Source organism: Mycobacteroides chelonae CCUG 47445 (assembly GCF_001632805.1).
In the GTDB taxonomy this organism is placed as follows: domain Bacteria; phylum Actinomycetota; class Actinomycetes; order Mycobacteriales; family Mycobacteriaceae; genus Mycobacterium; species Mycobacterium chelonae.
This window is the reverse complement of sequence record NZ_CP007220.1, coordinates 198,142-219,869: the sequence shown is the minus strand read 5'-3', so window position 1 is coordinate 219,869 and position 21,728 is coordinate 198,142. Positions and strand designations below refer to the sequence as shown.

Annotated in this window: 18 protein-coding genes and 1 pseudogene; 14 read left to right on the top strand and 5 right to left on the bottom strand. The window is 65.4% G+C overall.

Going from position 1 to position 21,728, the window contains the following annotated elements:
* Positions 1 to 9: 9 nt before the first annotated feature.
* Positions 10 to 1,206 carry a cysteine desulfurase-like protein gene (locus tag BB28_RS01035; RefSeq protein ID WP_030096083.1) on the bottom strand — a complete coding sequence of 399 codons (1,197 nt, stop codon included), beginning with the start codon at positions 1,204 to 1,206 and terminating at the stop codon, positions 10 to 12.
* Positions 1,207 to 1,315: 109 nt separating this feature from the next.
* Here BB28_RS01035 and BB28_RS01030 point away from each other — a divergent pair, with 109 nt between their 5' ends.
* The 6 genes and pseudogenes from BB28_RS01030 (at position 1,316) to BB28_RS01005 (ending at position 7,042) form a co-directional block, all read left to right on the top strand.
* On the top strand, positions 1,316 to 3,292 hold the full coding sequence (locus BB28_RS01030; RefSeq protein WP_046252169.1) for a DUF6541 family protein: 1,977 nt from the start codon (positions 1,316 to 1,318) through the stop codon (positions 3,290 to 3,292).
* Positions 3,289 to 3,807, top strand: a complete 519-nt coding sequence (locus tag BB28_RS01025) for a bacterial proteasome activator family protein (RefSeq protein ID WP_046252168.1) — start codon at positions 3,289 to 3,291, stop codon at positions 3,805 to 3,807. The genes BB28_RS01030 and BB28_RS01025 overlap by 4 nt, the downstream gene beginning before the upstream one ends.
* Positions 3,808 to 3,818: 11 nt before the next feature.
* Positions 3,819 to 4,607, top strand: coding sequence for a galactan export ABC transporter ATP-binding subunit Wzt/RfbE (wzt, locus tag BB28_RS01020; RefSeq protein WP_046252167.1), 789 nt, complete (start codon positions 3,819 to 3,821; stop codon positions 4,605 to 4,607).
* A complete protein-coding gene (gene glfT1, locus BB28_RS01015) occupies positions 4,600 to 5,544 on the top strand; it encodes a galactofuranosyltransferase GlfT1 (protein ID WP_046252166.1) in 945 nt (314 codons plus the stop codon). The genes wzt and glfT1 overlap by 8 nt, the downstream gene beginning before the upstream one ends.
* Entirely contained in the window at positions 5,534 to 6,361 is an 828-nt protein-coding gene (gene wzm / locus BB28_RS01010; RefSeq protein WP_046252165.1) for a galactan export ABC transporter permease subunit Wzm/RfbD, read from the top strand. The genes glfT1 and wzm overlap by 11 nt, the downstream gene beginning before the upstream one ends.
* A 2-nt stretch (positions 6,362 to 6,363) precedes the next feature.
* Positions 6,364 to 7,042: pseudogene (locus BB28_RS01005) on the top strand (phosphatase PAP2 family protein).
* Here the strand turns inward: BB28_RS01005 and BB28_RS01000 are convergent.
* From BB28_RS01000 to BB28_RS00990, 3 genes are all read right to left on the bottom strand, one after another.
* Positions 6,996 to 8,489 (bottom strand): bifunctional phosphatase PAP2/diacylglycerol kinase family protein, encoded by a 1,494-nt coding sequence (locus BB28_RS01000; RefSeq protein WP_046255430.1) that lies wholly within the window; start codon positions 8,487 to 8,489, stop codon positions 6,996 to 6,998. The pseudogene BB28_RS01005 and the gene BB28_RS01000 sit on opposite strands and share 47 nt — an antisense overlap.
* A 57-nt stretch (positions 8,490 to 8,546) precedes the next feature.
* Positions 8,547 to 9,128 carry a VldE C-terminal domain-containing protein gene (locus BB28_RS00995; protein WP_046252163.1) on the bottom strand — a complete coding sequence of 194 codons (582 nt, stop codon included), beginning with the start codon at positions 9,126 to 9,128 and terminating at the stop codon, positions 8,547 to 8,549.
* Positions 9,129 to 9,236: 108 nt separating this feature from the next.
* On the bottom strand, positions 9,237 to 9,701 hold the full coding sequence (locus tag BB28_RS00990) for a carboxymuconolactone decarboxylase family protein (RefSeq protein WP_046252162.1): 465 nt from the start codon (positions 9,699 to 9,701) through the stop codon (positions 9,237 to 9,239).
* 49 nt (positions 9,702 to 9,750) lie between these two features.
* Between BB28_RS00990 and pdxR the strand changes: the two genes are divergently transcribed.
* The 8 genes from pdxR (at position 9,751) to BB28_RS25295 (ending at position 20,420) form a co-directional block, all read left to right on the top strand.
* Positions 9,751 to 11,184 (top strand): MocR-like pyridoxine biosynthesis transcription factor PdxR, encoded by a 1,434-nt coding sequence (gene pdxR / locus BB28_RS00985; RefSeq protein WP_075874115.1) that lies wholly within the window; start codon positions 9,751 to 9,753, stop codon positions 11,182 to 11,184.
* 74 nt (positions 11,185 to 11,258) lie between these two features.
* Positions 11,259 to 12,083, top strand: a complete 825-nt coding sequence (locus BB28_RS00980; RefSeq protein WP_046252161.1) for an alpha/beta fold hydrolase — start codon at positions 11,259 to 11,261, stop codon at positions 12,081 to 12,083.
* A 257-nt stretch (positions 12,084 to 12,340) separates the two neighbouring features.
* Positions 12,341 to 12,757 (top strand): GtrA family protein, encoded by a 417-nt coding sequence (locus tag BB28_RS00975; RefSeq protein ID WP_046252160.1) that lies wholly within the window; start codon positions 12,341 to 12,343, stop codon positions 12,755 to 12,757.
* A 27-nt stretch (positions 12,758 to 12,784) separates the two neighbouring features.
* A complete protein-coding gene (locus tag BB28_RS00970) occupies positions 12,785 to 14,185 on the top strand; it encodes a decaprenylphosphoryl-beta-D-ribose oxidase (RefSeq protein WP_046252159.1) in 1,401 nt (466 codons plus the stop codon).
* Positions 14,186 to 14,203: 18 nt separating this feature from the next.
* A complete protein-coding gene (locus BB28_RS00965; RefSeq protein ID WP_046252158.1) occupies positions 14,204 to 14,983 on the top strand; it encodes a decaprenylphospho-beta-D-erythro-pentofuranosid-2-ulose 2-reductase in 780 nt (259 codons plus the stop codon).
* 7 nt (positions 14,984 to 14,990) lie between these two features.
* Entirely contained in the window at positions 14,991 to 16,880 is a 1,890-nt protein-coding gene (locus BB28_RS00960; protein WP_046252157.1) for a galactan 5-O-arabinofuranosyltransferase, read from the top strand.
* 19 nt (positions 16,881 to 16,899) lie between these two features.
* Complete coding sequence (locus BB28_RS00955) at positions 16,900 to 20,130, top strand: arabinosyltransferase domain-containing protein (protein ID WP_046252156.1); 3,231 nt, start codon at positions 16,900 to 16,902, stop codon at positions 20,128 to 20,130.
* Positions 20,131 to 20,258: 128 nt separating this feature from the next.
* Entirely contained in the window at positions 20,259 to 20,420 is a 162-nt protein-coding gene (locus BB28_RS25295) for a hypothetical protein (RefSeq protein ID WP_046252155.1), read from the top strand.
* Positions 20,421 to 20,435: 15 nt separating this feature from the next.
* On the opposite strand, the gene BB28_RS00950 is transcribed toward BB28_RS25295, so the two are convergent.
* Positions 20,436 to 21,593, bottom strand: coding sequence for an ATP-binding protein (locus BB28_RS00950; RefSeq protein WP_046252154.1), 1,158 nt, complete (start codon positions 21,591 to 21,593; stop codon positions 20,436 to 20,438).
* Between the last annotated feature and the right edge of the window lie 135 nt (positions 21,594 to 21,728).

The following is a 21,728-nucleotide window of genomic DNA, read 5'->3' as shown; positions in this document are numbered from 1 at the left end:
GCGCCGCGGTCACCCCAGCGAGGCGACCGCGCGTACCAGCTGGTCGACCTCGGCGGCCGTCGAATAGTGCCCCAACCCAACCGTTATCGCGCCGCCGATCTCGTTCACACCGATAGCGTCGAGCACCCGCGAGCTGGTGTTGGCGATCGCGCACACCCCGTTGTCGGCCAGTCGCTGCACCACCCGGTCCGCGGGAATCCCGATCACAGTGAAGCTGAGCGCGGGAATCCGGTCCTCCGGAGCCCCGATGACCATGACCCGCGGCAGGGTCCGCAGCGCGCTCACCAGATACCGGAACAACCAATCCAGATACGCGCCCGCCGAAGTCAGGGACGTCAGCAGCCGCTCGCGCCGGGTGCCCGACGCGGACTCGTCCAAACCGGCCAGGTACTCCACGCTGGCAACCAGCCCGGCCAGCATCGCGAACTGATGCCCGCCCAGCTCCAGGCGCGCGGGCCCGCTCGCCAGCGGGTTGAGCGAAATCGAACTGATCGAATCCAGCAGCGCAGGATCCCGGAAGACCAACGCGCCCACCGGCGGTCCACCCCATGCCGTCGCGTTGAAGGCGACAACATCGGCGTCCAGGTCTTCGATATCGAAGGCGCGATACGGCACCAGGCTTGAACAGTCCATCACCACGAGACCACCGACCGCGTGCGCGAGCTTGGTGGCCTGTTGCAGATCCGGCACCGTGCCCAGGGTCGAAGAAGCGGCCGTCACCGCCACCAGCCGGGTCGGCTTGGTAATCAAAGACTCCCACTGCCAGGACGGCAGATCGCCGGACTCGATGTCGACCTCGGCCCACTTGACCTTGGCGCCGTATCGGTTGGCCGAACGCAGCCACGGCTGCACATTGGCTTCTTCGTCGAGTCTGGACACCACCAGCTCGTAGCCGAGGCCCGCTTTGGAGGACGATCCTTCCGCCAGAGAATTGAGCAGAACGGCGCGGTCACTGCCCAGCACCACCCCGCGCGCGTCGGCACCCACCAGATCGGCGGCAGCGTGCCGAGCGGCCTCCAGGACGGCAGCACTGCGCCGCGCGCTGGGGTGCGGACCCCGCGTGTCGGAAAAGGATCCCCGGAACGCTGTGGATACAGTCGTAGCAACCGCATCGGGGATGAGCATCCCGGCTTGGGTATCGAAATGTACCCACCCGTCGCCGAGGGTCGGGTGCAAACCACGCACCCGGGCGACGTCATAAGCCATGCCAGACACCTTAGATGCTCACCACAGGTCACGGCGCTGAACCCGTCGTTGCACCACGCCCCGACGGACGACGGTTAACGGCGCCGTCTCGTGTAGTCATACTAGAGCAATGTCGTTCGCTTTCGGGGTGGCCACGGCACTGCTGTTGCTGTTCATCCCAGGCTGGCTGATTGGCCGAGCCTTCGGGCTACCAACACATTCGGCCGCCGTCACCGCACCTGCATTGACCTATGGGCTAGTTGGGCTGTGCATCGTCACCTTCGGCTCAATCGGCATACCGTGGAATTCAGTCTCCGCCGGGTTTGCGCTCCTCGGCGGGATCGTCGTCGCACGGCTGCTGTGGCGTTGGCTGCGGCCAAAAGAGCACGCCGAACAATTCCCGTCACAAAGTCGTGCGGCAGTGATCGCGGTCGCGTTCGGCATCGCGATCGGATCCGGGCTCATCTTCTACGCATTCTTGCGCGGACTGACCAACTGGCAATCGGTCCCCAGTACCTGGGACTCGATGTGGCACGGGAACACCATCCGCTACATCCTCGACACCGGGCAAGCATCGTCGACCCGGATGGGCGACCTCCGCAATGTCGAGACGCACGCGACTCTCTACTACCCGTCGGCCTTCCACGGTCTGGCGGCAGTGCTGAGCCAACTGACCGGCGCGGCTCCCACGACGAGTTACACGCTGTACGCGGTGGCCGGGTCGCTGCTCTTCCCGCTCAGCGCCGCGGCACTGGCCTGGCAGATGCTGCGCGGCCGCACCAGCCGCACCTTCCAGGCCGGTTGCGCAGCCACCGCCGCCGCGCTCTCGGCCTCGTTCACGGCGCTGCCCTACGTGGAGTTCCACGTGGCGGCGGTGCCGAACCTCGTGTCCTTCGCCCTGGTGGGTCCGGCGGTAATCGCCGTCACGAGCGTGGTCGCCGACCGCAGCCGCATACCCGTGGCGGTGCTGGCATTCGTGGGAATCGCCTCGGTGCACACCTCCGGTGCCATCGTGGCGGTCGTCTTCGTCGCCGCCTGGTGGCTCCTTGCGCCACTGTCCCGATACCGCGGCAAGGAACACAAGCCCCGACGCCGGGTGGGAAATGGGTTCTTGCCGTTGGCCATTGCCGGTGTCGTCTCTCTGGTGCTGCTCTACCCGCAACTGCGCACCCTGCTCCAGCTGTCCGAGATCATCGCAGGACACCAATTCACCACTCCGTGGGGAAAGAAGCGCGCGCTGCTGGACGCCCTCACCCAGCACACCCGCCACCTCGCCGACTACCCGGTGCAGTCCGCCCTGCTCTGGCTGGCACTTCTCGGCGCTGTCGTACTGATCGTGAAGCGGGTGTACTGGCCACTTGCGGTTTGGCTGCTGCTGATCGTGGCAATTGTCCACTCCTCCAGACCCTTTGGTGGTTTCATCGGCCGCGCGGTGGCCCTGTTCTCCGACGCCTTCTACAGCGACCCGCGCAGGCTGTCGGCCATCGTGTGCCTGCTGCTGGCTCCCGCTGCCGGGATCGGTTTGTTCACGCTGGCCTACGCCGTGCTGACGAGGATCCGGGGGGAGCGCACCCGCCAATGGGCCCTGGTGGCCACGGCCATCACGTTGGCCGCGGTCTGCGCCTTCTCCGCCCGGCACTACTTCCTGCCGCACAAGTACCTCGTCGGCGCGAAATACGACCAGGTGATGATCGGGCCCAAGAAACTCGACGCGTTCGCCTACCTGGCCACCCTGCCGGGCGCCAAAGACACCACCATCGGCGACGGAAACGTGGACGGCTCGGGCTGGATGTACGCGGTGGCGGGACTGCACCCGCTGTGGACGCACTACGACTTCCCGCAGCAACAGGGTCCGGGCTATCACCGGTACATCTTCTGGGCCTACGCCGACGACGCCGATACCGATCGGCGCGTGACCGATGCCGTGCACGCGCTGAATATTCGCTACGTCATGACCAGTACTCCCGTGGTCCAGGGGTTCAAGGTTCCCGACGGACTAAGGTCGTTGGACAGATCCCGATCATGGAGAAAGCTGTACGACAACGGCGCCGCCCAGATCTACGAATGGGTCGGCGATCGGAAACCACAGGCGGAAGGTGACAGATGACCCATCCCGGTCAGGACGATGACGACGACCAGGTGATCATTCTGGGCGCCGGCGATGCCGACAAGGGCGCCGACAGCGCCGACGACGACCCCTCGATCACCGATCTCGTCGAGCAACCCGCCAAGGTGATGCGCATCGGCACGATGATCAAGCAGCTTCTCGAGGAGGTGCGCGCGGCACCTCTCGACGACGCCAGCCGCTCTCGGCTGCGCGAGATCCACGCCGCATCCATCGCCGAGCTGGAAGACGGGTTGGCCCCCGAGCTCCGTGAGGAACTGGAGCGCCTCGCCCTGCCGTTCAACGAGGAGAGCATTCCTTCCGATGCCGAGCTGCGCATCGCGCAGGCACAGTTGGTGGGCTGGCTGGAGGGGCTGTTCCACGGCATCCAGACCGCGCTCTTCGCCCAGCAGATGGCGGCACGCGCACAGCTACAGCAGATGCGTCAAGGTGTTCTGCCGCCCGGTCTTTCCGTACCCGCGCAGGGCGGCGGCAGCGGCACCGGCCAGTACCTGTAGGCCCCGAGAACATGGTCCGTATCCAGACCCACGAGGCGTGGGTGGAATTCCCGATCTTCGATGCCAAATCACGCTCGCTGAAGAAGGCGTTTCTCGGCAAGGCCGGCGGCGCCATCGGTCGCAACGAATCGAACGTCGTGGTCATCGAGGCACTGCGAGACATCACGCTGTCCCTCAAGGAGGGCGACCGGGTCGGCCTCGTCGGCCACAACGGCGCGGGCAAATCGACTCTGCTGCGGCTTCTTTCGGGAATCTACGAGCCCACCCGCGGCAGCTCGTACGTCCAGGGGCGGGTCGCGCCCGTATTCGACCTGGGCGTGGGCATGGACCCCGAGATCTCAGGATACGAGAACATCATCATCCGCGGCATGTTCCTGGGGCAGACCCGTAAACAGATGCAGGCCAAGGTCGAAGAGATCGCCGACTTCACCGAACTCGGCGAGTACCTCTCCATGCCGCTGCGCACATACTCCACCGGTATGCGCGTTCGGCTGGCTATGGGTGTGGTCACCAGCATCGACCCGGAGATCCTGCTACTCGACGAAGGCATCGGTGCGGTAGATGCCGAGTTTATGAAGAAGGCCCGAATTCGATTGCAGCAGTTAGTGGAACGCTCCGGCATGCTCGTCTTCGCCAGTCATTCCAACGAATTTCTGGCCCGACTGTGCAACACGGCAATGTGGATCGATCACGGCACCATCAAGATGAGTGGCGGCATCGAAGAGGTGGTCCGCGCCTACGAAGGCAACGAGGCCGGCGATCACGTGGCCCAGGTCCTGGCCGAAGACGCCCATGGATGACTCCGTCGGCGGTGTTGTCGCCGTCGTCGTCACCTACCGGCGCACCGCGGAACTGGCCGAGTCGCTGAAGATCGTCACGACGCAGACCGTCCCGCCGAATCATCTTGTGGTGGTGGACAACGACAACGATCCCGCGGTGAAGGCCTTGGTCGACGGTCAACCCATCGCCACCACGTACCTGGGTTCGCACCGGAACCTCGGGGGCGCAGGCGGATTCGCGCTCGGCATGTTGCACGCACTCACCCTCGGCGCTGCCTGGGTATGGCTTGCCGACGACGACGGCCGCCCGGGCGGCACCGACGTTCTCGAAACACTGCTGGCCTGTGCCCGTAAGCATCGTCTCGCCGAGGTGTCCCCGGTGGTGTGCGATATCGATGACCCCGGCCGGTTGGCGTTCCCCTTGCGCCGCGGCCTGGTGTGGCGTCGACGGGTCAAGGAGCTGCGCACCGAAGCCGGCCAAGACCTGTTGCCGGGCATCGCCTCGCTATTCAACGGCGCACTGTTTCGCGCTGAAACCCTAGAGGCCGTGGGCGTTCCGGACCTGCGTCTGTTCGTGCGCGGAGACGAGGTGGACGTGCACCGGCGGCTCGTACGCTCGGGTCTACCGTTCGGAACCTGCCTGGAAACGACATACCTACACCCCAACGGCGCCGCCGAGTTCAAACCGATTCTGGGTGGGCGTATGCACACCCAGTACCCAGACGATGCCACCAAGCGCTATTTCACCTACCGCAACCGCGGCTACCTGATGTCCCAGCCCGGCATGCGCAAGCTGCTGCCGCAGGAATGGGTGCGGTTCGGGTGGTACTTCCTGATCACGCGCCGCGACGTTGCCGGCCTGCGCGACTGGATTGCGTTGCGGCGCTTGGGCCGGCGTGAGCAGTTCGGAAGACCAGGCAACCCGACTCCCTCAGTACAGGAGCGACATGACGATTGAGGACCTCGCCTCGGACTCCCGCACCTTCAAACGCGCGTGGCGTGATCTTTCCGAAGGCTTCGAGCACCGGCAGCTCTGGCTACAGCTGGGCTGGCAGGACATCAAGCAGCGCTACCGCCGCTCGGTGCTGGGACCGTTCTGGATCACCATCGCCACCGGCTCGACGGCCATGGCGATGGGCATCCTGTACTCGCAGCTGTTCAAGATCCCACTCGCCGAACATCTGCCCTACGTGACAATCGGTTTGATCGTCTGGAACCTGTTCAACGCCGCGATCCTGGAGGGGGCAGACGTCTTCGTCGCCAACGAAGGCCTGATCAAACAGTTGCCGACACCGCTGAGCGTGCACGTCTATCGGCTGGTGTGGCGACAGCTGCTGTTGTTCGCCCACAACATCATCATCTTTTTTGTCGTCGTCGCCGTGTATCCGCCGCACTGGCATATCACCGACCTGAGCTTCATCCCCGCGCTGGTGTTGATCGCGTTGAATTGCATATGGGTCTCACTGGTTTTCGGCATCTTGGCCACCCGCTACCGGGACATCTCCCCACTGCTGGGCAGCCTGGTGCAGCTGTTGTTCTTCATGACGCCGATCATCTGGAACGAGAACATGCTCAACGAGAAGGTCGGCAAGCTGGCCACCGTGGTGCAGCTCAACCCCTTCGTGCATTTCCTGGCCATCATCCGTGATCCGCTGCTCGGGCTCGACCAGCAGCTGCACCACTGGATCATCGCGATCGCCATCACCGTCGTCGGTTGGACCGTCGCGATACTGGTGATGCGCCAGTACCGCGCCCGGGTCCCGTACTGGGTCTAGGCATGCCAGGGATAAGCGCCCGGGACCACCGATGGCTGCCGGTGTCCGCCGGCGCCGCCTTCATCGTCTTCGCGCTGCTCTGGATCGGCTATGCCCAGCAGTGGGATTGGCTGTCTCGACTGGACATCGCGGCACTGGCCCCCGCGCATGACTATGGAATCGCTCACCCCGGCTGGGTCACCGCCTGGGACGTGTTCGCCACTGCCTTGGGTCCGGGCGCGTTCCGCATCGCGGTGGCCGTCGTCATCGTCGTGCTGCTGGTGCGGCACCAGCGGCGCGAGGCGGTGTTCCTGCTGATCACCGTGGAACTCAGCGCGCTGGTAACCGAGTTGGCGAAACTGCTCGCGGGCCGTCCCCGCCCGGCGACCAGGTTGGTCGATGCGTACGGATCCTCGTTCCCCTCGGGACATGCCCTGGGCGTCATGGTCGGTGTGCTGGCATTGCTCACGGTGTTTCTGCCGAAAGCGGTTGCCGCGCTGCGCCCCTGGCTCGCGTTGCTCGGCTCTGTGCTGATTCTGGCGATCGGCGTCAGCAGAGTTCTGCTCAACGTCCACAATCCCTCGGACGTGCTGGCGGGGTGGGCATTGGGCTACGCGTACTTCATTGCCTGCCTGTTGGTACTGCCGCCCTGGCCTCAGGGCAGCGGGCGGAGCACCGCCAGCGCCCGGTAGCGAACCCTGAAGCGCGCCTCCGGGTATTTGTCGCCGGCCTCACCGTCATGCGCAATCACCGTCGGACCATCCACCGCGGTGAACGTGAACTCCGGCACCTGCAACTCGTGATAGAGCGGGCTGCGCTGCAAGCGGCCGAATGCCAGCGCGCTGAGGATTCGCACGCTGCTGAACCTGCGGCCGGTCTCCAGGATGCGCACGTCGATCAACCCGTCATCCAGACGGCTTCGCAGCGAGGGGGCGAAACCCGCCGGCAAGTAGACCGAATTACCCAGGAAGAACAGTGATGTCTGAATGGTCTTGTTATCGAACCGGATACGTACGGGATGATCGCGCCGCAGCATGTGCAGCATCGCGTACACACTCGCCAGCGGCTTGCCGATCCGGCGTTCAAGCTTCTCCCGGATCTGTACATACTTCGGGTAGGAGCCGATGCTGGCGGTGTTGATGACCACCTGGTCTTCGTTCAGGTAGACCAGATCGACGCGGCTGGCGCTGCCCCTGCGGATGGCATCGACCGTCTTGGCCACACTGTCACAGCCGATGTCCTTGGCGAAGTGGTTGAACGTGCCACCGGGGAAAACCGCCAGCGGTGTATCGGTCTGAGCCGCAACACCGGCCGCGCATGCCACCGTGCCGTCACCGCCGCCCACCGCGAGCACTTCGGCCCGGCCCGCCGCGCTGCGCATCACCTCGATCACATCATCGTCTTTGTCGAGTTCGACGATCTCAGCGCGCGGCAAGGCTTTCCGCACCTGATCCAGGATCCGCTGCCCGGTTCCGTCACCGGAGGCCGGGTTGACCACCAAGACCACGCCCTCGCCCTCGGGCCGCGCGGCAGTCACCACCCGCAACGGATCTGCCGCGCGCACCGTCGCCGGTGCGATGGGCGGCACCACCCGTGCACCCAACACCGCTATCCCCGCGCCGATCCCGAATCCGGCGAACACATCGCCGGGATAGTGGACACCGGTGGCCACGCGCGACAGACCCACCAACCCGGCGAGGAGTGCGAGCCCAAAACCCACCGGCGGACTCTCGAGGCCAACGCCCACCGCGAAGGCCGCCGCACTCGCCGAATGGCCCGAGGGCAGTGATGACGACGTGGGGATGCGCCTACTGCGCCGCATCAGCGGCACCGAGAGGTGGTTGGGACGGTCGCGCCGCCGCAGCCTCTTGGCCACCTGGTTGGTGACCGCACTGGTCACAGCCAGAGTCAACAGGCCACGCGTGGCGCCGCGCTGCATGGCCGGCTTGCCGAACATGGCCAGCCCGGCGCCGATCCCGATCCACAGTTTGGAATGGTCGGCAGCGCGCGTGAGCCGGGGCATGACGGTGTCCAGCAGCGGGCTCGGGGACTCCGCAATCGCTTCGAACACTTCTCGATCGAGCGTGCCGAGGCCGTCACCGATCTGCCGCAGACCGCGCAGAGAATTACGAGATGGCAAGAAACCCATGGAATTCAACATATCTGCGCCCGGGCCCTCGGCGCTGTCTATCGCGGCCGACTGCAGTCAGCAGCTGATCGCGGGCGGTTTCGCACCTGCCCGGAACGAGACGTGCACGTGATCCATGTGATTGGCGGTCGGACTGCCGCGGTTCTCCATCATCGACCAGCCATTGCCATCGTTGTACCGCTGCTGCCAGATCACGTACGTCACCCCCAACCGATCGCGGTTGGCCAGCACGAAGTTCGCAAGCGCCGTACCGGTGGTGTTAGAGCTCGTCATGAAGTCCAGAGCCAGACCGCGACCGTGGTCACCGCCGCCACCACGCCCGCTGGCACCGCCGATATCGCCGATGCCGAACATCGTCTTCAAGAAGTTGCCCGCTTGCGCCACCGCCGGTTGTGCACCTGCCAACACCGTCGAACATGGCTTGATGGCCCTGGCCCTGGCCTCCAGGGCCAGCGCCTCGGCCGAGACATAGCGCCGGTCGCGCTGCGCACGCGGCAAGTCGGCGATCAAGACGATCGCCTTCTCTTCCGGCTTGAGCGAAAGCTGGACATCCGGCTTCCCAACTTCGCTCACTACCCCCATCACGGCGGCACCGGCAACGAGTGACAGGCCGAGGCCCGCGACGCGAGAGAGCGGCATCGCGGGCCTCTTCCCACCGTCGTTCGCACGCCATCTCGCCGAGATCACCCGGTCAGATTACGAAACGATCACGCTTCTGTCACGCCGACGGCGAAGAATGTGGCAAATCTAGCCACGCTTCGGAGGTGCGTTGCGGGTAGTGACAGCGATGCGATTCCAGGCGTTGATCGTCAGGATCATCCCGATGATCTGCCCGAGCTCGCGCTCGGTGAACACCGCCGCCGCCCGTGCGTAGGTGGCATCGGACACGTGCTCACCAGCGGAAAGGACAGTGGCTTCCTCGGTGAGGGCCAGTGCGGCCTTCTCCCGGTCGGTGTAGATATCGCCGGCCTCGGCCCAGGCATTCAGCAGGTAGATGCGCTGCTCGGTCTCACCCTGCTTGCGCGCATCGTGGGTGTGCATATCGAGACAGAACGCACAGTGGTTGAGCTGGGAGGCGCGGATCTTGATCAGCTCGGCGAGGCTGGGCTCGACGTCCTTGGCCGAGGCGATGCTCAACGCCATCATGGCCTCGTACACCTCGGGGGAGACCTTGTCCATGCGGATTCTTGGGGCATTCAGGGTGCTTGTCATGCCTTAACGGTAGAAGCAGAAAGTCCCATTCTCATGGTTCAATCTGACCGTGAGTTCATGGGCCAATTCGGGAATACCGGAGCCGCGTCCCCTCAGCCATGATCTGCATCTGGACCTGCGTCACGCCATCACCCCCGGTGCCCGCGGCGTACGCGATGTGTTGATCACCGCGCTCCGCGAAGCGGTCCGGTCCGGACGCCTGACGGTGGGTGCGATGCTGCCACCCTCCCGCACCCTGGCAGCCGACCTCGGACTGGCGCGCAACACCGTCGCCGAGGCCTACGCGGAGCTCGTCGCCGAAGGCTGGCTCGAATCGCGGCAGGGTTCGGGAACCCGCGTGGTCAATCGGGTCCACAACCAACTGCCGCCGCGATCACGCGGAGCGGGCTCTCCGCCGCCGCATAACCTCATACCCGGCTCCGGAGACGTCACCGCCTTCCCTCGCACCGACTGGGTCACCTCCGTGCGCCGCGCACTGAGCAACGCACCCCACGAGGCCCTGCGCGCGGGTGACCCACGCGGACGTCCCGAACTGCGCTCAGCCGTCGCCGAATACGTGGGCCGAGTGCGGGGCGTGCGAACCTCACCGGATTCGGTCGTCATCTGCGCGGGCACCCGTCATGCCGTGGAGATCCTCACCCGCATGTATGGGCTGACCCGGCCGATCGCCCTGGAAGCGTACGGGCTCTTCATCTTTCGCGACTGCATCGAAGCCGCCGGAGGCTCCAGCATCCCCATAGGATTCGACGAGGAGGGTGCCGTGGTCAGCGACCTTGACACCCTGAACGTGCGCGCCGCCATGATCACCCCCGCCCACCATTTTCCGCACGGGCTGCCGCTACACCCGGGTCGGCGCACCGCGGTGGTGGACTGGGCACGCCGCACCGACTCCTACGTCCTAGAAGACGACTACGACGGCGAGTTCCGGTATGACCGGCAGCCCGTCGGCGCGCTGCAAAGCCTGGATCCCGATCGCGTCGTCTATCTCGGCTCAGCGAGCAAGAGCCTGGCCCCCGTGCTGCGCCTGGGATGGATGGTGCTGCCACCGGACCTGGTGGACGCCGCCGTGGCGGCTGCCGGGGGCGGGCAGTGGTACGTCGACGCCATCTCGCAACTGACCATGGCGGACTTCATCGGCGGCGGCCACTACGACCGGCATATCCGGCGGATGCGCGGCCGATACCGGCGCCGACGCGACCAACTCGTCACGCGACTCTCGGAGTACGACGTCGGAGTCCGTGGACTGTCGGCCGGACTGCATCTGCTGCTGACGCTGCCCGACGGGGCCGAACCCGACGTGCTGTACCGGGCGGGCGAGGCGGGCGTGGCGCTGGCCGGGCTGTCGCGGCTGCGGCACCCCCAGGCCGGACCGCATATCCCCGATCCGGACGGGGTGGTCGTCAGCTTCGGCACACCTGCCGATCACGGTTTCGCACCGGCCGTCGACGCGCTCTGCGGCGTACTGGCGGCCACGGGCCTCTAGCGCAGGCATCCGAGTGGCACCGTCTGGCAGTGCCGCGCCTCGTCATGGCAGCAGCTCAACACCATGGTTGAGGCATGCCTACCTTCGAGTCCTCCGCCGGCCCCATCCACTACCGCGATAACGGCGACGGTCCCGCGATCGTCTTCGTGCACGGGCTGTTCGTCACCAGCACCATGTGGCGCAAGGTCACCGAACCGCTGAGCCAACGGTTCCGATGCATCGCGCCGGATCTCCCGCTGGGTGCGCATACGACTCCGATGAACGCGAGCGCGGACCTCACCCCTCGCTCGGTGGCAGGGCTGATCCGGGAACTGATCGGATCCCTCGACCTCGATAACGTCACCATCGTCGCGACCGACACCGGTGGCGCCATCACACAGCTGCTCCTCGCGGACGGCTGCGACCGGATCGGCCGAGTGGTGCTGACACCCTGCGACTCCTTCGACAATTTCCTACCGATGTCGATTCGCATCTTCCAGTACTGGGCACGCATTCCCGGCACCGATTTCGTGTTGCGCCCGTTCCGGCTCAAGATCGCCCAACGTGCTCTCGGTAACACCCTTGCCAAGCACTCCATCCCCGAGGATGTGCTCGGCGAGTGGGTCCGGCCCTTGCTACAGAACAAAGCCGTGCGGCGCGATGTGCGGGCGTTCCTGCGCGGTATCGACTACCACGACACGCTGGCCGCGGCCGAGACGCTGCGCACCTTCGACAAGCCGGTGCTGCTGCTCTGGCCACGCAAGCTGCCGTTCTTCCCGTTCACACACGCGCAACGGTGGGTGCAGCTACTGCCCGACGCAAAACTCGTCGAGGTACCGGACAGCTACACCTTCGTCAGCGAGGACCAGCCCGAGCTCATGGTGAAGGAGATCGAGGCGTTCGTCCCGCAACGAGTGTGAGTGCCTACTCGTCGTCTTTGGCGTGGTCGGGGACTCCCGGGTTGGGATCGCGCGACAGGTCGATCAGCGGATCAAGTCCTTCGCCTTCGGCCCGCTCGTGCCTTCCGTGCTCTGGAGTCGTCATGGTTGCCCCTCACGCATCGATGTTCCAGCAATCTTGTTAGAAAACCCTTTGGGACCATACCCGCGCGCGGAAAGTCATGCGCGGGGCCCGTTGATTGGCGCTGCGGCCAGACACCTGACATAGGCTCTGGCCCGTGTCAGGTGTCCCAGCCGAGCAGGCTCCGCTGTCGCTGACCACTCAAGCGACCCGTTTCGTCATCACCGGTGGACTTTCGGCGATCGTCGACTTCGGGCTCTACGTCCTGCTCTACAAGGTGGCCGGGTTGCAGCCCGACCTCGCCAAGGCCATCGGCTTCATCGCAGGCACCACCACGGCCTACCTGATCAACCGGCGTTGGACGTTCCAGGCGCCGCCCAGCACCGCCCGGCTCATCGCGGTATGGGCGCTGTACCTGACGACCTTCTTCGTCCAGGTGGGCCTCAACCATCTGTTCCTGGGGCTGCTGAACTACACGCCGACCGCGGTGCTCGTGGCCTTTGCCATCGCCCAGGGCACCGCGACTGTCATCAACTTCATCGTCCAGCGCGCCGTGATTTTCCGGCTGCGCTAACAGGCTCAAGTACGCTTTTTGACTGATATGTCTACAGACCTTCCGCTGACCCAGCGCGCACTGACCGGGTTCGGTCGCACCGCGCCCACCGTCGCGCACGTACTCTCCACTCCCGATGTCGATGTGATCGCCGAAGCGGTACGCCAGGTCGCCGATGCCAGCGCCGGCAGCCCCGCGCACCTGCGTCGTGGGATCGTCGCGCGCGGCCTGGGCCGCTCGTACGGCGATCACGCGTGCAACGGTGGCGGAATCGTGGTCGACATGACTCCGCTGAACAGGGTGCACTCGATCAGCGCCGAGACCGCCATCGCCGATGTCGATGCAGGTGTGAGCCTGGATCAGCTGATGAAGGCCGCACTGCCGTTCGGCCTGTGGGTGCCGGTGCTACCCGGTACCCGCCAGGTCACCGTGGGCGGTGCCATCGGCTCGGACATCCACGGCAAGAACCATCACAGCGCCGGCAGCTTCGGAAACCACGTGGTGTCCCTGGACCTGCTGATGGCCGATGGCGAGGTGCGCACCATCACGCCCGACGGACCCGAGAGCGAGCTCTTCTGGGCCACCGTCGGGGGAAACGGGTTGACGGGCATCGTCGTTCGCGCACGCATCGCCATGACGCGCACCGAAACGGCCTACTTCATCGCCGACGGCGTCGCGACCCGGGACCTGGACGAGACCATCGCGGTGCACCAGGACGGCAGCGAGGACCAGTACACCTATTCCAGTGCGTGGTTCGACCTGATCAATCCGGCACCGAAGCTGGGCCGGGCGGCCGTCAGCCGCGGCAGTCTTGCGAAGTTGGATCAGCTGCCCCCGAAGCTGGCCAAGGATCCGCTGAAATTCAGTGCGCCGCAACTGCCCGGCTTCCCCGACCTCTTCCCGGTGAACTTCATGATCAAGCCGTCGCTCATGGCGATTGGCGAGGCGTTCTACCGGATGAGCGGCAACTATCAGGGCAAGATCGTCAATCTGACGCAGTTCTATCACATGCTCGACATCACCACCGGATGGCAATACGCCTACGGCCCAGCGGGTTTCGCGCAACATCAGTTCCTGGTTCCGCCCGATGCACTCGATGAGTTCAAGGGCATCATCCGGTGGATCCAGACCCAGGGCCAATACTCGGCACTCAATGTCTTCAAGCTTTTTGGCCCGGGGAACAAAGCGCCACTGAGCTTCCCCATGAAGGGCTGGAACGTCGCAATGGACTTCCCCAACAAGCCCGGCGTCAACGAGTTCCTCAACGAGCTCGACACCCGTGCCATGGAGTTCGGCGGGCGGGTCTACACCGCCAAGGATTCCCGGGTGAGTGCCGAGAAGTTCCACAAGATGTATCCGCGCGTCGACGAGTGGATCGCCACCCGGCGCAAGGCCGACCCCCAAGGTGTGTTCGCCTCCGATATGGCCCGCCGCCTCGAGCTGCTCTAGAAAGGCTTCTGCCCCACAATGATTGACGCAACGGGTAACCCCCAGACCATCCTGCTGCTCGGCGGTACCTCGGAGATCGGCCTGGCCATCGTCGAGCGCTACCTCAAGAACGCCCACGCGCGCGTCATCCTGGCCGACCTGCCCAACGCACCGAAGCGCGCGGCCGCTGTCGCACAGATCGAGGCTGCCGGAGCCAAGTCCGTCGAGTACCTGGACTTCGATGCCGTCGATACCGCGAGTCACCCCGCTCTCATCGAATCCGCCTGGGCACAAGGCGATGTGGATGTCGCCATCGTCGCCTTCGGCGTCCTGGGCGATGCCGAGGAACTCTGGCAGAACCAGGCCAAGGCGGTGCTGAGCGCACAGGTCAACTACACCGCCGCCGTCTCCGTCGGCGTGCTGATCGGCCAGAAGATGAAGGCACAGGGCTTCGGTCAGGTCATCGCGATGTCCTCGGTCGCCGGTGAGCGGGTGCGTCGCTCCAACTTCGTCTACGGCTCAACCAAGGCCGGGCTCGACGGGTTCTACCTTGGTCTCGGAGAAGCCCTGCGCGAGTTCGGTGTTCGCGTACTGGTGGTACGCCCGGGCCAAGTCCGCACCACCACGACGATCGAACACTGGAAGGCCACCGGCGCCAAGGAGGCGCCGTTCACGGTCGACAAGGAGGAGATCGCCGAGCTGGTGGTCGCGTCGGCCGCTGCGGGCAAGGAGCTGATCTGGGCACCCGGCCAATGGCGCTTTGTGATGTCAGTGCTGCGTCACGTTCCGCGCCCCATTTTCCGCAAGCTGCCTGTCTAGGCGCGAGATGACGGCCCAGACAGCAGAGGCGTCACGTCGGCACGTTTTAGACACCACTAAGGACCTGGCGCTTGCTGTCGTCACGGCCTCGGCGGTCAGTGTCGTCGCGCTCCTCGCGATTGCCCGGGTGGAGTGGCCGGCCTTCGGATCGTCAAACCAGCTCCACGCCCTGACTACGGTCGGGCAGTTCGGTGCCATCGCCGGACTGGTGCTGGCCGGGGTTCTCTGGCGCAGAGGGCGCCGGGCCGTCGCGAAAATGCTTTCTCTGCTCTTCTTGTCGACGTTCACCGTGGTGACACTGGGGATGCCGCTAGGGGCCACCAAGCTGTACCTGTTCGGGGTCTCGGTGGACCAGCAGTTCCGCACCGAGTACCTGACACGGTTCACCGACTCGCCCGCGCTACACGATATGACCTATCCGGACATGCCACCGTTCTATCCGGCCGGCTGGTTCTGGATCGGCGGGCGGCTGGCGGCGCTCACCGGGACCGCCGGCTGGGAGATGTACAAGCCGTGGGCCGTCACGTCGCTGGCGATCGCCGTGTGTGCGGCATTCATCCTCTGGAACAAGCTGATCCGTTTCGAGTACGCCCTCATCGTGACTACCGCGACCGCCGCCGTCACCCTGTACTCCACCGCTGCCGAGCCCTACGGCGCGATCATCACGGTGCTGCTGCCGCCGGTACTGGTTCTGGGTTATAGCGCCCTCCGTGCACCCGCAGGCAGCGGCTGGAGCGCCGTCATCGGGACGGGTGTGTTTCTGGGGTTCGCGGCGCTGTTCTACACACTGCTCACCGCGTACGGCGCGCTGGCCATCACCGTCGCCGCCAAGGTGGTGGCGATCAGCCGCATCCGGCGGGACGGCTGGTGGTCCGCCGTGAAAGAGCCCCTGCTGCGCTGGCTCGCCATCGCAGGCATCGCCATTGCGCTGGCTCTGGTGTTCTGGGGTCCCTACTTGATCGCGGTTTCGCGGGCCTCCCTGGAAAAGGCCGCATCGGCGCAGCATTACCTGCCCAATGACGGCGCCGAACTGGCCTTCCCGATGCTGCAGCCCACCATGCTCGGCGGCCTGTGTCTGCTTGGCACGGGCTGGCTGGTGGTGCGGGCACGGACCTCGGTACGTGCCGGCGCGCTGGCGATCGGCGTGGGCTCGGTCTATCTGTGGTCGTTGCTCTCGATGCTTGCCACCCTTGCCAAGACCACCCTGCTTTCCTTCCGGCTCGTGCCCACCCTCACCGTGCTGCTCGCCGCGGCGGGAGTGTTCGCCTTCATCGAGGTGGCCGCCTGGGCCACCCAGCGCGCCAAGTCAGCCACGCTCGTGGCCACCGTCGTCGGACTTGCCGGTGCACTGGCATTCAGCCAAGACATCCCCAATTTTCTGCGCTCCGACATCGTCATCGCCTACGCCGATACCGACGGCACCGGACAGCGCGCCGACCGTCGCCCGCCCGGCCCGGAAAGTCACTACGGCGCTATCGACAAGGCAATCACCGAGATAACCGGCAAGCCGCGCGATGAGATCGTGGTGCTCACCGCCGACTACAGCTTCCTGGCGTTCTACCCCTACTACGGCTTCCAGGGGCTCACCCCGCACTACGCGAATCCCTTAGCCCAGTTCGACAAGCGCGCGGCCGCGATCAAGAGCTGGGAAGACCTGCACACCGCCGACGAAATGATTCGGGCGCTGGACGCACTGCCCTGGCGCGCGCCGACCGTCCTTCTCATGCGCCAAACCGGTGACAACTACTCCCTGCGGCTCGCCAAGGACGTCTACCCCAACCAGCCGAACGTGAAGCGGTACACCGTCACACTGAACAAACAGCTATTCGCCGACCCGCGGTTCACCGTGCGCACCATAGGGCCCTTCGTCCTGGTTGTGCGGGTCCCCTCTAAGTAGCCAACTAACATCTTCCTCCGTGACGGTTCAGGGCAACGCGACGGAGAAGGTCGCCGGCAACGGCGACGGCGACTACCGCAGGGCCCGGCTGATCGCGATCGTCACCGGTTTTCTTGGCGCACTGTTGGCCATCGCCACTCCGCTGCTGCCGGTCCGGCAGGACACCGCTGAGCTGAACTGGCCACAGAACGGCACCCTCACCAGCGTTGACGCACCCCTCATCGGATACGTTCCCACCGACCTCACGATCACGGTGCCCTGTGCGGCGGCCAAGGGGCTCGAGGGCCACAACACCGTGCTGCTCTCGACCGTCCCCAAGCAGGCGCCCAACGCGGTGGACCGCGGCATGCTGATCCAGCGGATCGGCGGCGACCTCGTGGTGATCGTGCGCAATGTGCCGGTGGTCTCAGCCCCGCTGTCCGAGGTCACCGGCCCCAACTGCCAACAACTCGAGGTCACCGCGCATTCAGACAAGGTGACCGGTCAATTCGTCGGCCTGACGCAGGGCCCCAAAGACGCCAAACCCGGACAGCCCCGTGCCGGGGAACGCGGCGGATACGACTTCCGGCCCCAGATCGTCGGCGTGTTCACCGACCTGTCCGGACCCGCTCCCGCCGGCCTGCATCTCTCCGCCACCGTCGACACCCGCTACAGCAGCTCCCCCACCGTCATCAAGTTCATCGCGATGATCCTGGGCGTCCTGCTTACCGGCATCTCGCTGATCGCGCTACACACTCTCGATACGGCCGACGGGCGCAAGCACAAGCGCTTCATGCCCGAGGGCTGGTGGAAGCCCCGACCGCTCGACGCGCTGGTCGGCGCGGTATTGGTGTGGTGGCACTTCGTGGGCGCCAACACCTCTGATGACGGCTACATCCTCACCATGGCCCGCGTCGCGGAGCACTCGGGCTATATGGCCAACTACTACCGCTGGTTCGGCACTCCCGAGTCGCCGTTCGGCTGGTACTACGACCTACTGACCCTCTGGGCGCACATCAGCACTGCCAGCGTCTGGATGCGGCTGCCCACCCTGATCATGGGGGTGCTGTGCTGGGCCGTCATCAGCCGCGAGGTGATCCCGCGACTGGGCCACGCCGCGCGCACGAATCCGGTGGTGCCATGGACGGCGGCCGCGATGTTCCTGGCGTTCTGGCTGCCATTCAACAACGGCCTGCGACCCGAACCGATCATCGCCGTCGGCATCCTGTTGACGTGGTGCTCGGTCGAGCGATCGATCGCGACCAACCGGCTCCTTCCCGCCGCGGTCGCATGCATCATCGGTGCGCTCACCTTGTTCTCCGGACCGACGGGTATCGCCTCCGTCGGTGCGCTGCTGGTCGCGATCGGACCACTACGAACCATCGTGGGCAAGCGCGCCAAACGGTTCGGTTATGCCGCACTGCTGGCACCGATCCTGGCAGCCGGGCTGGTCACGTTGGTCGTCATCTTCCGGGATCAAACCCTCGTCGGTGAGATCCAGGCCAACGCACTCAAATCGGCCGTGGGACCGTCGTTGAACTGGTTCGACGAACACGTCCGCTACGAACGGCTATTCCTGCCCACCACCGACGGCGCGATCTCCCGGCGATTCCCGGTGCTTGCCCTGCTCATCGCGCTCGGCGTGGCCGTGGCGATGACATTGCGCAAGAACAAGATCCCCGGCACCGCTAGCGGCCCCAGCCGACGAATCATCGGCATCACGCTGATCTCGTTCATCGCGATCATGTTCACTCCCACCAAGTGGACGCACCACTTCGGGGTGTTCGCGGGCCTGGCGGGATCACTGGGCGCGCTGGCCGCCGTGGCCGTGACCGCCGCAGCGATGCGCTCACCGCGCAACCGCACGCTGTACGCCGCCATCGTGCTGTTCGTCCTCTCCCTCTCGTTCTCCAGCGTGAACGGGTGGTGGTACGTCTCCAACTTCGGCGTGCCGTGGTCGAATTCCTTCCCGCAATGGCACTTCGGCATCAGCACCGTCTTCTTCGGGCTGTCGGTGCTCGCCCTTCTGATAGCGGCATGGATGCATTTCACCGGCCGCGACCACCCCGGCCGCACACCCGTGCATCCGGTGCTGGCACGCATCGCCGAGTCTCCTCTGGCCGTTGGCACCTGGATCGTCGTCATCTGGTCGGTCTTCTCGCTGACCGCAGGCATGGTCAACCAGTACCCCGCGTGGTCGGTCGGACGTTCCAACCTCGACGCACTACGCGGAAACGGCTGCGGGCTGGCCAACGACGTGCTGGTCGAAGAGGATCCGAACGCCGGGATGCTGCAACCGATCGACACCCCGATCGGACAGGCACTGGCCGCCGATACCAACATCATGTTCGATCCCAACGGGATTCCCTCGGATGTGTCGGCCGACGAGGAGAACAACCCCCAGGCCTCGGACAGCTTCGTCGCACGCGACAAGAGCGGCAACAACGTCAACGGCAGCCAGGAAGGCACCGAGGGCGGCACCACCGTTGTCGCCGGTGTCAACGGATCGCGGGCACGCCTGCCCTTCGATCTCAGGCCCGAGACCACACCCGTGATGGGCAGCTATCAGATCGGCAGTCAGCGTCCCGCCCGGTTGCAGTCGGCGTGGTACCGACTGCCCCCGAAGGACGCCACCAAGCCGCTGGTCGTATTGGCGGCCGCGGGCCGGTTCGACCCGGTAGAGCTGCAGGCGCAGTTCGCCGGTGAGGACGGAAAGGTTATGGGCGCCATCTCGTTTGCCGACCTCGGCCCCTCCCCGGCTTGGCGAAACCTACGGATGTCCCGCGATGCCCTTCCGACTAGCGCCACCCGAATCCGGTTGCTGGTCACCGATGACGACTTGGCACCGCAGCATTGGATCGCGGTCACCCCACCCCGCGTGCCGTCATTGCGTTCACTGCAGGCTGTTGTGGGCGCCGATCCAGTGTTCCTGGATTGGCTTGTGGGACTTGCCTTCCCCTGCCAGCGTCCGTTCGACCACAAGAACGGGGTCATCGAGATCCCGAAGTGGCGCATCCTCCCTGACCGCTTCGGTGCGGAGGCCAACTCGCCGGTGATGGACTACCTCGGTGGCGGACCGCTGGGCATCACCGAGCTGCTGTTGAAGGCCACTCCGGTGCCGACCTATCTGCAGAACGACTGGTTCCGTGACTGGGGTGCGTTGCAACGGTTTACGCCGTATTACCGGAATGCCACCGTGGCACAGCTACAGGTCGGAACCGCTGTGCACGGCGGACTCTGGACACCCGCGCCGTTGCGTAAGAGTCGGTAACACGCGGCACCAGCATCAAAGCCTGGCCGATTTTCGACAGAGACTGGCAACTTATCGGAAGCCAGTAGCAGGGCACGCCAACTTCAATGGGGTTGTCTCCAAAGAGATCCCAGAGGAAGGTTCCTGCGATGTTTCGGCAGTTCGCGATGGCCGCGTGTTTGACGACGTCCCTGGTCACGGCCTCGCCTGCCGTAGCCACCAGTGAGCCCTGCCCGTATCACCCGGTGAAGGTCGATCCCAAGTGCGAGCGCTCTGGAGTGGTCCGGGAGAAGTCGCCGCACAACGACTAAGTTGCCGACACTGCGTCAGCCCTCTTGAGCGCGAACAAATTCCGCGAAGCCAGGGATGGTGAACTCGAGAAGTCCGTGGCCCGCGACGGCGATCAAGCCCTTGTCGATGAGTGCGGCGCGGGCGGCGCTGATCGCCCGCGAATCCCGCCCCATGGCGGCCGCGATATCGGCCCGGCTCGCCGACCGATCATCGGACAACGCCTGCGCCATCGCCGACAGGAAGCGCCGCTGCACCGGTGTGGCGTTGTTCCAGCGCGCGCGAAACAGCGCGTCCATATCCTCGGCGACCTGTCGGGCGGCGCGCTCCACGTCGGTGATCCGGATCCGACCCCCGGGATCCGGGTAACCGGCGCACGCCCATGCGGCGTCGGCGTACAGCTGCAGGGTGTACGGATATCCGCTCGTCTGCGCGATAACGGCATCGAGCGCACCCGACTCCCACCCGACTCCCACTGCCCCGGCCGGCTTCACGAGCGCCACACGGGACGCGTCGGGACCAAGACGTTGCAGCGTGCGATAGGCGAACCGTTCACTGAATGTCGCCGCGGCACTGATGATCTCGGGCGTCTGCGATAAACCCGCCGCGAATACCCCGGCGGGCAGAGCAGCGGCCTCGGCCTGCAGGTCCTGCCAGGTCACGGCCAGCGTACGAAGCCCGGCCCGGTCGGCGTCCTGGATCTCGTCGATCAGCAGCACCAGACCGCGGTGCCCCTCCTCACGCGCGGCCGTAACGGTCTCGACAATCAGTTCCTTGAACGACGACTCGGCCTGACCCCCTTGCGCCGGTTTGACGGTGGCACCGATTTGGGCCACACCCGGTACGCCGGCGGTGATGTTCACCTGATCGATGGCGCGAAGCAGGCGGCCGCGCGACTTCTTCTTCCACGCCGCCCCACGCACGCGGATCTGCGTCGCGATGGCCGACGCGAGCGGCTCATCTCCTCCAGCGGTGACCCACACCGTCACCACACCGCGTGCCTCCGCATCGCGCTGCACCTCGCGCAATAGGGAGGTCTTTCCCACCCCACGTGGGCCGGTGTCGACGCGTATGCGCCCGATCAGTCGGCCAAGCTCGGCCATATACATCAGCCGCTCACCGATCTCGGCAAGCTGTTCCGTGCGCCCAACCACGTCGCGCGCCACCTGACCTGGTGTGTACGGACTGGGCTGCATACGTGTTCCACCTGATACTTATCGATACTGTGCTGACTTGTATCAACAAGTATCAGATGGGTCCGACAACTTGGATACTTTTTGATACTCCAGCCAAGGTATCAAGAGGTATCCCGCTGGTGAGGTCTCAATCCG

What these genes read in the sequence shown, in the direction of transcription:
- BB28_RS01035 (WP_030096083.1), bottom strand. Translation starts at nt 1,206, where the DNA reads ATGGCTTATGACGTCGCCCGGGTGCGTGGTTTGCACCCGACCCTCGGC.
- BB28_RS01030 (WP_046252169.1), top strand. Translation starts at nt 1,316, where the DNA reads ATGTCGTTCGCTTTCGGGGTGGCCACGGCACTGCTGTTGCTGTTCATC.
- BB28_RS01025 (WP_046252168.1), top strand. Translation starts at nt 3,289, where the DNA reads ATGACCCATCCCGGTCAGGACGATGACGACGACCAGGTGATCATTCTG.
- wzt (WP_046252167.1), top strand. Translation starts at nt 3,819, where the DNA reads ATGGTCCGTATCCAGACCCACGAGGCGTGGGTGGAATTCCCGATCTTC.
- glfT1 (WP_046252166.1), top strand. Translation starts at nt 4,600, where the DNA reads ATGGATGACTCCGTCGGCGGTGTTGTCGCCGTCGTCGTCACCTACCGG.
- wzm (WP_046252165.1), top strand. Translation starts at nt 5,534, where the DNA reads ATGACGATTGAGGACCTCGCCTCGGACTCCCGCACCTTCAAACGCGCG.
- BB28_RS01000 (WP_046255430.1), bottom strand. Translation starts at nt 8,489, where the DNA reads ATGGGTTTCTTGCCATCTCGTAATTCTCTGCGCGGTCTGCGGCAGATC.
- BB28_RS00995 (WP_046252163.1), bottom strand. Translation starts at nt 9,128, where the DNA reads ATGCCGCTCTCTCGCGTCGCGGGCCTCGGCCTGTCACTCGTTGCCGGT.
- BB28_RS00990 (WP_046252162.1), bottom strand. Translation starts at nt 9,701, where the DNA reads ATGACAAGCACCCTGAATGCCCCAAGAATCCGCATGGACAAGGTCTCC.
- BB28_RS00980 (WP_046252161.1), top strand. Translation starts at nt 11,259, where the DNA reads ATGCCTACCTTCGAGTCCTCCGCCGGCCCCATCCACTACCGCGATAAC.
- BB28_RS00970 (WP_046252159.1), top strand. Translation starts at nt 12,785, where the DNA reads ATGTCTACAGACCTTCCGCTGACCCAGCGCGCACTGACCGGGTTCGGT.
- BB28_RS00965 (WP_046252158.1), top strand. Translation starts at nt 14,204, where the DNA reads ATGATTGACGCAACGGGTAACCCCCAGACCATCCTGCTGCTCGGCGGT.
- BB28_RS00960 (WP_046252157.1), top strand. Translation starts at nt 14,991, where the DNA reads ATGACGGCCCAGACAGCAGAGGCGTCACGTCGGCACGTTTTAGACACC.
- BB28_RS25295 (WP_046252155.1), top strand. Translation starts at nt 20,259, where the DNA reads ATGTTTCGGCAGTTCGCGATGGCCGCGTGTTTGACGACGTCCCTGGTC.
- BB28_RS00950 (WP_046252154.1), bottom strand. Translation starts at nt 21,593, where the DNA reads ATGCAGCCCAGTCCGTACACACCAGGTCAGGTGGCGCGCGACGTGGTT.